We start from the raw sequence: 13,144 nt of genomic DNA, 5'->3' as shown, positions 1-13,144 counted from the left end.
ATGCGCATGAACGTGGCATCAGAATCCGTTTTTGAAAAGCTGTTGCGGTCACCGAATATCTCATGATGTAAACGATATTTATGGATACGCGGGATGAAGTTTTCGCGGATCATCTTTACGGGTTTTCAGCGCACTCCGGCGTTGATGAAGTTCCTTGCGGACAGGTACTTCTTCAGCAGTTTCGATTTCATCCGTCAAGGCATCCGCCTTCTTTTCGAGCTGGACGGCGATTGATTCCAGCTGTTCGGGAGTCGCTTCCCCTACCGATAGACCCGTAAGCTCCATCTCCTCAGCTTCCGCAATTTCCCGGATCTCCTGAAGTGTTTCTTTAATCTTCTCCTTCAATTTCTCTTCAAAACCGATAGTAGATTTTTTCCATACGAAAGAATACTTATTGGCATTGGCTTCAATCTTTGTGCCATCCAAAAAGTAATTTTCCAGTGTAATGTGTCCGTCATCAATCAGCCGGAGAATCATGGTCTCGAACAATTCATCCATCAGGTGTTTCATGCGGTTGCCCCGGAAGTCATTGATGGTACGGAAATCCGGTTTTTGTCCGGCAGCCAGCCATATCGCCGGAAGGTTTTCTCGTGTCAGCTTTTCAATTTCACAGCAAGAATAAACTTTTTGTGAATAACCGTACAAAATGACTTTGAGCATTAATATGGGATGAAAGGGAGGGCGTCCTCCACCAGAATAATGGGCGAAAAGCTGCTCATCCGGAATGGATTCGATCATCTCATCCACCACACGAGCAACATGATGTTCGGGGATCAGTCCCTCCACATCCAGGATGGCAAAGCTCTGGCGGTTATTATAAGGCTTAAACTTGGGAGCAGGGCGGATTTGTGAAACCGCAGCTTCTTCTTTTACCTCTGGAGGAAGGGTCATCTGTGTGTTATAATCATTAGTAGTGATCTTCGGATTACTCATAAAAAATCGTCCTCTCTAAAATGTTGGTGTGGTAACTTACATTTTACTAGAAAGGGCGATTTTTTTGTATGCCTTTTTTTGAAGTAAACGAAATAGGGCTTTCACAGAAAATCAGTTTTTACTGACTTTCTGGACAGCCCCCTTCATATTTGCTTATTTGGAGGCCACGATCTTGTCAAAGTACTTATTGGCTTCCGAAATTGAAACGCCTTGATAGTAGTGGCTGACAATATCTTTATATTTTTTTCCTTCTTTTGCCATCCCGTTTGCACCGTATTGGCTCATGCCGACCCCATGACCGTATCCCTTTGTCGTAATAACAATCGTATCGCCTTTTTTCTCCCAATTGAAGTCAGTGGATTTGAGTTCAAGTTTTTCCCGGACTTCTCTTCCTGAAAAAGTCTTTCCGCCTATATTCACTGCAGCTACCTTTTTTCCCGGCGTACGGGCAGTAACAGTTCCGAGGTCTCCGGACTTTTCAATATTTACATTCAGCTTCTCTTGAAAGTCTTGTACGCTCATGACTTTTTGGTCTATAAATTTTGGTGATTGGGTATCCCATGGACTTTCAACACTTTTTAGATAGGGTACAGGATTATTCCAATAATCCTCCGCATTTTCCGTATAACCATTGCTGGTCGAAAAAAAAGATGCGGTGATCGGTTTATTGTCATACGTTAGAATTTCACCTTCCGTTGCCTTTACCGCTTCTTCTATTTTTTTCATTCTCCAATCAAAGTCCTGATCCCACAGATGCTTAAGCTCCTCTTTGTTTTTATAAACCTGATGGTTAATCGTATCCGTTACATCGGCATCAAGCGGAATATCATCTTCACCTGATTGAAGCAAATGATTTACAATGTATGTTCTTGCCGTAAGAGCCTGCGCTTTGAGCGCCTCTTCTTCAAAATCAGCAGGCATTTCTGATGCTACGACTCCCATTACGTATTCTTCGAGAGGGAGCTTTTCCACCTTCTTGGACACCGTTCTGTAAACTGCTACCTCTGTTACAGGTTCTTGTTGTTCTTTTGCCGGCAAATCAGCAGTTTTTTCTTCCTGCTTGACACTAGCAGGTTTGTCTTTCGAAAAAGGCAGGACAAGCAGGACTGGTACGAGAAAAGAAACAATGATAAAGAAAATTGAGGTGAAAAACAGGGGTCTTAATTGCTTCATGCCTGATGCCTCCAATATAAAAATTAAGGTGATCTGAACGCCATCACCTCAATCCAATTTATTCAGCAGGACAAGCTTTTATGCAATGTAAAAAAGAACTCAAAAACTAAAAAAACCCGCTTTCGCGGGTTCATCGTATCATGTATTCAAATCGGTCGCAATGCTTCTTTCTTCGTAGGTAACCTCATGAGCATCTTCATGGACACGTTCAATATCAGCACCCAGGCCGCGAAGTTTGATATGAAAATCGAGATAGCCGCGGTCCAAATGCTTCAACTCTGTTACCCGTGTATATCCGTCGGCTTTTAAGCCTGCAATAATCAGTGCAGCCGCAGCCCGCAAGTCTGTTGCGGCTACTTCTGCACCCTGCAGATCGCACGGTCCTTGGATAATTACGGATCGGCCTTCAATTTTAATATCCGTGTTCATTCGGCGAAATTCTTCTACATGCATAAACCGATTTTCAAACACGGTTTCTGTAATGACACTCGTACCCTCTGCACATAGAAGCAATGCCATCATTTGCGACTGCATATCCGTCGGAAATCCGGGGTATGGCATGGTTTTAATGTCAACAGGTTTTAATTTTTCCGGTCCGATCACGCGCAGTCCATTTTCTTCTTCCATTACCTTCACATTCATTTCTTTCAGCTTGGCTATAACAGAAGCCATATGTTCCGCTATGGCATCTTCAATCAGGACATTGCCTCCTGTAATGGCTGCTGCCACCATGAAGGTCCCTGCTTCAATTCGATCAGGCATAATCGTATGGTCTGCCCCATATAATGTATCGACGCCCTCGATAATAATCGTTTCTGTACCCGCGCCTCTAACATGTGCACCCATTTTATTTAAATAAGCAGCAAGATCTGCTATTTCCGGTTCTTTTGCACAATTTTCAAGAATTGTTGTGCCTTTGGCCAATACGGCTGCCATCATAATATTTTGCGTTGCCCCTACGCTCGGGAAATCTAAATAAATTTTAGCGCCGGTTAATTGGTCGGCGGACGCCTCAATATATCCGTTTCCTACAGAAACTCGGGCTCCCATTGCTTCAAATCCCTTTAAATGAAGGTCAATGGGGCGCGATCCAATAGCACAGCCTCCCGGAAGTGCTACGCGGGCTTTTCCTTGCCTTGCCAATAATGGACCCATTACCAGGACGGATGCTCTCATTTTCCGTACATATTCAAATGGGGCCTCGACTTTCAGTTCCTTTGAAGCATCTATATATACTGTATTTCCTTCAAAGGAGATGTCTGTATTTAAGTGACGCAACACTTCACCAATCGTGTATACATCGGAGAGAGTTGGTACTTTGCGAATGATGCTTTTTCCTTCGCTTGCCAATAATGATGCAGCGATAACAGGCAATACAGCGTTTTTGGCACCTTCCACTTTAACGGTGCCGCTGAGCCTTTTTCCGCCGCGGACGATGATCTTTTCCAAGAGTATTCCCCTCCGCGTCTTTTTCTTTTAATATTAATATTCATTTATCAGGATGGGTGTGCCTATTGTGAAGTATGTACCTAGTCCTGAGTTGCTGCTTCGCAGACCGATCTGAAGATTCATTTCTTCTCCCGGAAGAGATAGGGCCTGAGAAAAAAGAGAGGAATACGCTGTGACTGAATCAAAGCCCTCTTCATGGAGTGCCTCTTTCTCTTTCGCTTGAAGAGATGACAGGAGTTCTTTCATATGTGGTTGTCCGAGTTCTCCGCGGTCATTGAATACGCCTTTGATACAAGAGAAAATAACAGGCTGTTGCCCAAAGATTTGCCCTGTTCTGGATGAAAGGAGCTTTTTGACGCTGCTGGATACACTCCGATTCCAGATATCCCCTTTAATCTCGTAAGATACATAGGAAGCTGCAGGATCTTTGACAACTGTGATGCTTTCTTCCAGCTTTCCATGACGAAGGATTCCTTTAATGGTATGGCTGCTGTTCTTACCCTGAGTCATGGACCAGTCCCACTCAGGAAAACTCCTTTTTAGCTGATTGACAGACATACCATCTGACAGCTGACCGGTAATCTCTCTTGTATGTAGAGACCATTCAACAATGTCGCCATTCTGTGCCTGAACTGCCTCTGCTAATTTATCCAAATCCAATTCATTTTCCCCAGCAACACTTGTTATCTTCCCGAATAAACCGGGCATGAAACAAGTAAAAAGGAAAAATAGAAAAAAGGTTATCTTGCCGTATTTCATCATTGCTCTCTCCCCCTTACCTTCAGTCTTTCCAAGGCAAGGTTGGGCATACTGCAAGAAATTTTGCATTTGTAGACAAATTAATCGGCTTAGTTCGACAAGTTTCTACGAAAGGCACTCCCACATCAAATCATAAACAATATTTTACCATGATTAATGAGTCTAAAGTCCTATATTCATAAAAAAATATTGGATTTGCTGCGACCAATGTAAATAATCAAGGAAAAAATTGCTGATGGATGAGCCAATGGCAATCGTTAAAATGATATACAGCAATCTCGCCTGAAAAACTCGGTTGGCCCTCAGCAGCCGATCAAAATGCAACGCCTGCAGAGCCCAAAAAGTCAAGGCAATAAAAACAAGGTGTGATAAGATGCTGATTAAAGCCTGCTGAGCAATCTCTGTCCCCTCGATCACCCGTCATTCCCCCCTCATTGGTTAGGAATATATCAACAGTTCCGTCTTTTCATAAATAACACCTTCCGATCGTGCAAGACCAGAAGGTGTATATTTCGATTATCTATATTGTGCAACGTCAATACGGTTCATTGCACGCTGCAATGCGAGTTCTGCTCGTTTGAAATCAATGTCATCCCGTTTGCTTTCAAGAAGCTGTTCTGCACGTTTTTTGGCTGCCTCAGCACGAGCCACATCAATAGATTCTGCAGTTTCAGCAGATTGGGCGAGGATGGTCACCTCTTCAGGACGGACTTCCAAAAATCCGCCGCTCACGGCGACGTATTCCGTTTTGTTTCCGTTCTTTAACCGGACCGCACCGATTTGAAGAGGAGCAACCAATGGAATATGTCCCGGAAGGATGCCAAGCTCACCTGTTTCAGCTTTTGTACTGACCATTTCAGCTTCTGAGTTATAGACTGGGCCGTCTGGAGTGACAATACTGACTTTCATCGTGTTCATTTGATCGCCTCCTCGTCCCTAATTAAACTTCTACTCCCATTTCCTTCGCTTTTTTAATGACATCCTCGATTGGACCAACGAGACGGAAAGCATCTTCAGGAAGATGGTCGTATTTACCTTCAAGAATTTCTTTGAATCCGCGTACCGTTTCTTTAACAGGAACGTAAGATCCCGGCTGTCCAGTAAACTGTTCAGCAACGTGGAAGTTTTGAGACAAGAAGAATTGAATGCGTCGTGCACGCGCAACGGTTAACTTATCTTCGTCAGAAAGCTCATCCATACCAAGGATAGCAATAATGTCTTGTAGTTCTCTGTATCTTTGAAGAGTTTGTTGTACTTGACGCGCTACTTCATAATGTTCCTCGCCGACAATTTCCGGAGAAAGGGCACGTGATGTAGAAGCGAGTGGGTCAACCGCAGGATAAATCCCCATTTCAGAAAGCTTCCGTTCAAGGTTTGTTGTAGCATCCAAGTGCGCAAATGTTGTAGCAGGAGCCGGGTCAGTGTAGTCATCAGCAGGTACGTAAATCGCTTGAATTGATGTTACGGACCCAACATTCGTAGATGTAATCCGCTCCTGGAGTTGTCCCATTTCAGTAGCAAGTGTCGGTTGATAACCAACCGCGGAAGGCATACGTCCAAGAAGGGCGGATACCTCTGAACCTGCCTGCGTGAAACGGAAAATGTTATCGATGAAAAACAACACGTCCTGTCCTTGTTCATCACGGAAGTACTCGGCCATCGTCAAACCGGTTAAAGCTACACGCATACGTGCTCCTGGCGGCTCGTTCATTTGTCCGAATACCATGGCTGTTTTATCAATAACGCCTGAATCTTTCATTTCAAAGTAAAGGTCGTTACCTTCACGTGTACGCTCGCCAACACCGGCGAATACAGAAATACCGCCGTGTTCTTGTGCGATATTGTTGATCAATTCTTGGATTAATACTGTTTTACCTACACCCGCACCACCGAACAGGCCGATTTTTCCACCTTTGATGTACGGTGCAAGCAAGTCAACAACTTTAATACCTGTTTCAAGGATTTCAACTTCCGTTGAAAGCTGTTCAAAATTAGGTGCTTGGCGATGAATGGAATCGCGTCTGGCATTTGCGTCAATTTCTTCGCCCAAGTCAATATTTTCACCTAATACGTTGAATACACGTCCAAGTGTTACATCACCGACAGGAACTGAAATCGGAGATCCTGTATCAATGACTTCCATGCCCCGTTGAACACCGTCAGTGGATGCCATGGCAATAGTACGAACAGTATCATCGCCAAGATGAAGGGCAACTTCCAATGTTAGGTCAATATTTGTTTCTGTTTCTGTTTGAGCATTGTACGTTACTTTAAGAGCGTTATAAATTTCAGGGAGGTGGCCGTCAGGAAACTTAACGTCGACAACCGGTCCCATAACTTGCAAAACCTGTCCTTTGCTCATGTTTTTCCCTCCTACCTGGGATCTGTTATTCATATTAAAACATCTATTCCAGAGCGGCTGCACCGCCGACAATTTCTGTAATTTCCTGAGTAATCGCTGCCTGGCGAGCACGGTTATAAGATAATGTCAAAGTATCAATCAGTTCGGAAGCATTATCCGTAGCGCTCTTCATGGCAGTCATTCTTGAAGCATGTTCACTCGCTTTTCCATCAAGAAGCGCACCATAAATCAAGCTTTCTGCGTATTGCGGAAGCAGAACCTCCAGTATCGCTTCTGCAGAAGGTTCGTACTCATATGACATGAGTTTTGTAGAATTACCCAAGTCTGTCAAAGGCAATAGTTTTTTCTCCGTAACCTGCTGTGTCAGGGCACTGACGAAGTGACTGTAATATATATAGAGTTCATCGAACGTACCGTCCGAAAACATGCCGACAGTACTCTTCGTAATTTGCATAATATCTGCAAACGATGGCTGATCGGAAATACCGGTAATTTCTAGGACGACATCCGCACCTTTTTTTACAAAATAATCACGGCCGACTCTTCCAATAGCGATAATGGCATACTCATCGGTGCTCTTGTGGCGCTCATCAATTTTCGCGCTGACTTCACGCAAAATATGACTGTTATAAGGCCCTGCAAGACCACGGTCGGAAGTAATCACAAGGTAGCCTGTCTTTTTGACCGGACGAGACACAAGCATAGGATGATTTACGTCATTACTGCCTAAAGCAATGCTTGCCACAACTTCCTGGATTTTTTCCATATACGGAACAAATGACTTGGCGTTCAATTCTGCACGGTTTAACTTTGCAGCAGATACCATCTGCATTGCTTTGGTGATTTGGCTCGTTTTTTTCGTTGAGTTAATACGTGTCTGGATATCACGCAATGATGCCACTGGTTCTCACCACCCTGTATTTGAAGTTCGTTTAATTAAAAAGGTGCCGTAAAGCTATTGCCAAATGGCACCTTTAGCTGTTCTCTATCTTAAGAATCACTCTTGGCAAATGTCTTTTTGAACGTGTTCAGCGCATCTGCCATGTCTTCATCCGCAGGAAGGTTTCCTGTTGAACGGATGCTTTCAAGCAATTCTGCACGGTTATGATCAAGCCATGTGTACAGCTCATCTTCAAATCTGAGAATGTCTTGAACAGGGATGTCATCCAAGAATCCACGTGTTAATGCGTAAAGAATCATGACCTGCTTTTCAACTCTGATTGGTTTGTTCAAGTCCTGTTTCAAAACTTCAACTGTACGCTGCCCGCGAGCAAGCTTTTCTTGTGTAGCTTTGTCAAGGTCGGAACCAAATTGGGCAAATGATTCGAGTTCACGGAAAGCAGCCAAATCCAAACGGAGCGTACCCGCAACTTTTTTCATTGCTTTAATTTGTGCTGATCCGCCAACACGGGATACAGAAAGACCTGCGTTAATCGCCGGACGTACACCGGAGAAGAATAGATCCGACTGCAAGAAAATCTGTCCGTCTGTAATTGAAATTACGTTCGTAGGAATATATGCGGAAATGTCTCCAGCCTGTGTTTCAACAAATGGCAGAGCCGTCAAGGACCCGGCGCCTTTTTCATCACTCAGCTTGGCGGCACGTTCCAACAAACGGGAGTGCAAATAGAATACATCCCCCGGATATGCTTCACGTCCTGGAGGACGGCGAAGAAGCAAGGAAAGTTCACGGTAAGCCGCTGCCTGTTTGGAAAGGTCATCATAGACAACAAGAACATGCTTGCCGTTATACATGAATTCTTCACCCATTGCTACCCCTGCATATGGTGCCAAGTATTGAAGAGGAGCAGGCTGGGAAGCAGATGCTGTTACAACAATTGTGTAATCCATGGCCCCGTGTTTGCGCAATGTTTCAACCGTACCCCGAACCGTTGATTCTTTTTGTCCAATCGCAACGTACACACAGATCATGTTCTCATCACGTTGGTTCAGAATCGTGTCGATAGCTACAGTTGTTTTACCTGTTTGTCTGTCACCGATAATCAATTCACGCTGTCCGCGTCCGATTGGAACAAGGGCATCAATCGCCTTAATCCCTGTTTGAAGCGGTTCATGAACTGATTTACGATCCATTACACCTGGAGCCGGGCTCTCAATCGGACGAGTCTTCGTTGTGTCGATAGGACCCATGCCGTCAACAGGCTGTCCCAACGGGTTGACTACACGTCCAATTAACTCTTCTCCGACAGGAACTTCCATGATACGGCCTGTACGGCGTACTTCGTCCCCTTCACGAATATCTGTATATGGGCCTAGAATAACAATACCAACGTTACTTTCCTCAAGGTTTTGCGCCATACCCATAACGCCGTTTGAGAACTCAAGAAGCTCTCCAGCCATGACGTTGTCCAGTCCATATGCACGAGCAATACCGTCCCCTACCTGGATAACTGTTCCAACATCACTTACTTCTAATTCAGCTTGATAGTTTTCAATTTGCTTTTTTATCAGCGCACTGATTTCTTCAGCATTGATGCTCATGAATTTCACCCCACATTATTCAAATCTCGTTCTTAACTGATCAACTGTCGTCCAAGCCGTTCAAGCTTTCCACGGAGGCTTCCATCAAAGATTCTGTTCCCAATGCGCACTTTGATACCGCCAAGCATGTCCGGGTTGACAATGTTTTCGATATTTAAGGTTAGCTTGCCCACTTTCGGGGCAAACACAGAAGAGATTGCTTTCGACTCGTCGGCTGTCAAAGGCCTTACTGAATATACCACAGCTTCAGCAATCCCCCGCTCCTCATTTAAATAATTAATATACGCCTCGGCCACCTCAACCATGATGTCCTCTCTATGGCGATCTGCCAGCAGCATAAAAGTGTTGATGACAGGTGCAGACACTTTCGGAAATGACTGCAAGATGACATTTCTTTTCTCCTCAACGGAAAGCTTTGGGGACTGCAGAAGACTGATAAAACCCGGGTTTTGCACTAAAACCTTTTTGATGGCTCTTAATTCTTCATCCATCTTTTCGGTTGCATTCTGTTCTTTCCCCACTTGAAAAAGAGCTAAAGCATACCGTTCTGCAACGACAGGATTACTCATTTATCCTCGCCTGCTCTTTCGATATATTCATTAATCAGCTTTTCCTGGTCTTCCGCTGTCAATTCTTTCTCAATGACTTTAGATGCAATCATCACCGACAATGAAGCTACTTGCTCACGCAAAGCAGCAACGGCATTTTGTTTTTCCTGCTCGATTTCCCGGCGTGCAGATTCCTTGAGGCGTTCTGCTTCCTGACGAGCGGCTTCCATAATCTCCTGGCGCTGGTTTTCACCATGCTTTTTGGAGTTTTCAATCATGTCCTGTGCCTCTTGCCGTGCTTCTTTCAGTATGGCTTTTTGTTCTTCAAGCAATTTATTTGCTTCTTGACGGCTATTTTCTGCCTCTTCAATTTCACCGGCTATATGCTCCTCACGCTGTTTCATGACGCCCATCAATGGACCCCAGGCAAATTTCTTCAACAGCGCCATCAGTATAATAAACATTAAAAGCTGGAAAATAATATCGCCGCCATTGAAATGAACGCCGGCAATCTCCGCTCCTAACACAAAGCTATTTAACAAGCTAGCTCCACTCCTTTCAAGCACCCGTATAAAGATTGTATCGTTACCGGCAGAGCCGGCTGAATTTCCTTAGTATCCCATCATCCGCACGATGATGTTTACTGCTGCATGTAACGGGTATATCCCTATTGAGACAACCTGCACAAGACCTGCGTTTAACTCAATGCGCCTTCGCTTTTCTTAAAAAATGGCGAAGTGTTGTCTTCTTCGCCATTTTCAAACATGTTCCGAGTATTCAATAAATGTTATCTGCCCTGAACCATAAACGCGATAACAACTGCGATAATCGGAATCGCCTCAACCAACGCTACCCCGATGAACATTGTAGTCTGCAACATACCGCGTGCTTCTGGTTGACGTGCAATACCTTCAACTGTGCGGGAAACGATCAATCCGTTACCAATACCTGCTCCAAGAGCTGCCAATCCGATTGCAATTGCTGCTGCTAACATTCCCATTATAAATTTCCTCCTTAGATATATAAAAAGTTTTTGAGTTAAATTTCTTTGTCCATGATAATGAACAATTATATATTAATGGTCTTCATTTACTTTGTGAGCAATGTAAACCATTGTTAACATTGTGAAAATAAACGCTTGAATTGCTCCAATAAATACTGAGAATCCCATCCACGCCAGTGTTGGAATAGCCGCTGCAATCCAGCCGACCGCTCCCATGGCAGCAAGCCCTCCGGCCAGCAAGCCAAGCAGGATCTCACCTGCAAAAATGTTTCCGTATAGACGTAGACCCAACGTTAATGTGTTGGCAAATTCTTCAATAATTTTGAGCGGGAGTAAAAACCACATCGGGCTGACAAATCCGCGAAGATAGCCGCCAAACCCTTTTTGTTTGATGCCGTAGTAGTGAGATAATGCCACGACCATTGTTGCTAATGTAAGTGTAATCACCGGGTCTGCTGTAGGGGACTTCCACCATAATTCGTGATCGATCGCGACTGCAAATGGCAATCCCAGCATGTTTGAGACAAAGATATAAAATATGAGGGTAACACCAAGAATATGAAAGTGTCCGCCAGTTTTCCAATCCATGTTGCTTTTTACAATTCCCCGGACGAAATCAAAGACCCACTCCAAGAAGTTCTGCATGCCTGTTGGCTTCATTGCCAACCTTTTTGTACTGACCACAGCAATGATAAATACAATAAGTGAAGCTACGGTAATCATCAATACGTTACTCAGGTTAAAGTGCAAACCAAATATTTCTACTATTGGTGCTCCATGATCCAATTAGATTCACCTCTCTTCCTGCTGCTTGTCTTTTCCAAATAAGGTGGAGATTAAAGCATCTGTCACTATGAGAAAGTAAGATGTCATTAATCCGATAATTACGCTTATGAGGTTAAAGATGTCAGGGTATTGCATGGCTATGTAGACAGCCAAAACAGCTGCTGCCATCCTGGAAATGGTCCCCAGGGAGCGCATTTTTCGCCCGGACAAAACGGCTTCCCCAAACTTGTTCATTCTGCGAACCATCAGCCATATGTTAAAAAAGCTGACGCCGGTGCCTAAAATCAACCCCATAAAAATAGTCTGGTAAGGGGTAAAGCCCCATCCCAAAACTAACACTGCCAACAAGTACAGAATGTACTTCCTGTGTCTATTAAAAACCAACTGGAGATTATCCATATCTTTCTAATCCCCCGATAAAAATTGCCGGATTGTTAAAATCACCGCAATGACCCCGACTGTTAAACCTGCCAAGAGACAAATAATCAAAAAGGTCGGCTCCATACCAGTTTTTCCGTCCAGCCAATTTCCAACGAAAATACCCGCAAGTACTGAACCAGTCAATTGTGACAGAATGGCAGAATAAATGGCCATCCCATAAAGAGGATGACGGTTTTTCTCACTCAATATGCATCATCTCTGCATTTCTTTATCAGGCCTGCACTTTTCGGCTTTATTTAACATAATCCAACGTTTTTTTGGGTGAAAGAAAGTGATGTAAATTCTGCTCTCCATACCCTTTGTTAGCATACAATAGCACCCATTCAATGTCAACGAGTTTCCTATGAATTGAGCCGCAGGCATTCCTCTGTTTGTCACAAAATCATCAAAATTCAATTTGCTGTATTCATAAAAGCACGGATGCCCCGAGATATGTCGAGAACCGATACCTTTCCATTGTTCGGTCAAGCAGAAAAAGTATGTTCAGGGAACTACTTGGTCCCAAAAAGACGGTCCCCTGCGTCACCCATTCCCGGAACGATATACCCCTTCTCGTTCAGTTTTTCATCGACACCTGCGACAAAAATATCCACGTCCGGATGGGCGGCTTGGATCGCTTCAACGCCTTGGGGAGCAGCGAGCAGACACATCAGCTTGATTTGCTGTGCACCACGCTTCTTTAGGGAACGAATCGCTTCCACAGCGGTTCCTCCCGTTGCCAGCATCGGATCAACAACAATGAAAAATCTGTCTTGGACATCGCTGGGCAGCTTTAAATAATACTCCACCGGCTTCAAAGTTTCAGGATCCCGGTAAAGGCCGACGTGACCTACCTTTGCGGCAGGGATCAGTTTAAGGATGCCATCCACCATGCCGATCCCGGCACGGAGAATTGGTACAATCCCAACTTTTTTCCCCGAAAGCACTTTTGATTTGGCTTTGCTGACAGGTGTTTCCACCTCTATTTCCCTTAAAGGCATGTCCCTCGTAATTTCAAAAGCCATCAAAGTAGCCACTTCGTCGACAAGCTCACGAAATTCTTTTGTTCCCGTATTTTTATCACGGATAAATGTCAGCTTGTGCTGAATGAGAGGATGGTCGATTATGTGTACTTGGCCCATACAGTCTCTCTCCTTTATTTATTAAAATTGACGAATATAAAGCGATCCAGAATACATAGGTTCAAAC

Annotated in this window: 16 protein-coding genes; all 16 read right to left on the bottom strand. The window is 44.2% G+C overall.

Annotation, left to right across the window (positions count from 1 at the left end; all coding sequences use genetic code 11):
* Positions 1-78: 78 nt before the first annotated feature.
* Positions 79-933, bottom strand: a complete 855-nt coding sequence (locus tag ACFSCZ_RS18925; protein ID WP_380776491.1) for a transposase — start codon at positions 931-933, stop codon at positions 79-81.
* 153 nt (positions 934-1,086) lie between these two features.
* Positions 1,087-2,106, bottom strand: coding sequence for a stage II sporulation protein D (gene spoIID, locus ACFSCZ_RS18920; RefSeq protein ID WP_380776488.1), 1,020 nt, complete (start codon positions 2,104-2,106; stop codon positions 1,087-1,089).
* Positions 2,107-2,244: 138 nt separating this feature from the next.
* Entirely contained in the window at positions 2,245-3,555 is a 1,311-nt protein-coding gene (murA, locus tag ACFSCZ_RS18915; protein WP_380776485.1) for a UDP-N-acetylglucosamine 1-carboxyvinyltransferase, read from the bottom strand.
* Between the two features lie 33 nt (positions 3,556-3,588).
* Positions 3,589-4,317, bottom strand: coding sequence for a YwmB family TATA-box binding protein (locus tag ACFSCZ_RS18910; RefSeq protein WP_380776482.1), 729 nt, complete (start codon positions 4,315-4,317; stop codon positions 3,589-3,591).
* Between the two features lie 159 nt (positions 4,318-4,476).
* Positions 4,477-4,731 (bottom strand): DUF1146 family protein, encoded by a 255-nt coding sequence (locus ACFSCZ_RS18905; RefSeq protein WP_380776479.1) that lies wholly within the window; start codon positions 4,729-4,731, stop codon positions 4,477-4,479.
* 99 nt (positions 4,732-4,830) lie between these two features.
* Positions 4,831-5,232, bottom strand: a complete 402-nt coding sequence (locus ACFSCZ_RS18900) for a F0F1 ATP synthase subunit epsilon (protein WP_380776476.1) — start codon at positions 5,230-5,232, stop codon at positions 4,831-4,833.
* A gap of 22 nt (positions 5,233-5,254) precedes the next feature.
* The gene (gene atpD / locus ACFSCZ_RS18895; RefSeq protein ID WP_380776473.1) at positions 5,255-6,676 is read right to left on the bottom strand and encodes a F0F1 ATP synthase subunit beta; all 1,422 of its coding nucleotides are present in this window, start codon (positions 6,674-6,676) and stop codon (positions 5,255-5,257) included.
* A 43-nt stretch (positions 6,677-6,719) separates the two neighbouring features.
* Positions 6,720-7,577 (bottom strand): F0F1 ATP synthase subunit gamma, encoded by an 858-nt coding sequence (locus ACFSCZ_RS18890; protein WP_380776470.1) that lies wholly within the window; start codon positions 7,575-7,577, stop codon positions 6,720-6,722.
* Positions 7,578-7,666: 89 nt separating this feature from the next.
* Positions 7,667-9,178 carry a F0F1 ATP synthase subunit alpha gene (gene atpA / locus ACFSCZ_RS18885; protein ID WP_380776467.1) on the bottom strand — a complete coding sequence of 504 codons (1,512 nt, stop codon included), beginning with the start codon at positions 9,176-9,178 and terminating at the stop codon, positions 7,667-7,669.
* Positions 9,179-9,210: 32 nt separating this feature from the next.
* Positions 9,211-9,747, bottom strand: a complete 537-nt coding sequence (locus ACFSCZ_RS18880) for a F0F1 ATP synthase subunit delta (protein ID WP_380776464.1) — start codon at positions 9,745-9,747, stop codon at positions 9,211-9,213.
* The gene (gene atpF / locus ACFSCZ_RS18875) at positions 9,744-10,268 is read right to left on the bottom strand and encodes a F0F1 ATP synthase subunit B (RefSeq protein WP_380776461.1); all 525 of its coding nucleotides are present in this window, start codon (positions 10,266-10,268) and stop codon (positions 9,744-9,746) included. Before atpF ends, ACFSCZ_RS18880 begins: the two co-directional genes overlap by 4 nt.
* 245 nt (positions 10,269-10,513) lie before the next feature.
* On the bottom strand, positions 10,514-10,726 hold the full coding sequence (gene atpE / locus ACFSCZ_RS18870; protein ID WP_018708433.1) for a F0F1 ATP synthase subunit C: 213 nt from the start codon (positions 10,724-10,726) through the stop codon (positions 10,514-10,516).
* 75 nt (positions 10,727-10,801) lie between these two features.
* Positions 10,802-11,515: a F0F1 ATP synthase subunit A gene (gene atpB / locus ACFSCZ_RS18865; protein WP_380776457.1), complete on the bottom strand. Its 714-nt coding sequence runs from the start codon at positions 11,513-11,515 to the stop codon at positions 10,802-10,804.
* Between the two features lie 6 nt (positions 11,516-11,521).
* Positions 11,522-11,914 carry an ATP synthase subunit I gene (locus ACFSCZ_RS18860; protein WP_380776454.1) on the bottom strand — a complete coding sequence of 131 codons (393 nt, stop codon included), beginning with the start codon at positions 11,912-11,914 and terminating at the stop codon, positions 11,522-11,524.
* Positions 11,915-11,920: 6 nt separating this feature from the next.
* Positions 11,921-12,142, bottom strand: coding sequence for an AtpZ/AtpI family protein (locus ACFSCZ_RS18855; RefSeq protein WP_380776451.1), 222 nt, complete (start codon positions 12,140-12,142; stop codon positions 11,921-11,923).
* Between the two features lie 305 nt (positions 12,143-12,447).
* The gene (gene upp / locus ACFSCZ_RS18850; protein WP_380776448.1) at positions 12,448-13,077 is read right to left on the bottom strand and encodes a uracil phosphoribosyltransferase; all 630 of its coding nucleotides are present in this window, start codon (positions 13,075-13,077) and stop codon (positions 12,448-12,450) included.
* Positions 13,078-13,144: the final 67 nt, after the last annotated feature.

It is taken from the genome of Siminovitchia sediminis (genome assembly GCF_042680885.1).
Taxonomy (GTDB): Bacteria; Bacillota; Bacilli; order Bacillales; family Bacillaceae_C; genus Siminovitchia; species Siminovitchia sediminis.
This window is presented reverse-complemented; position numbering and strand designations above follow the sequence as displayed.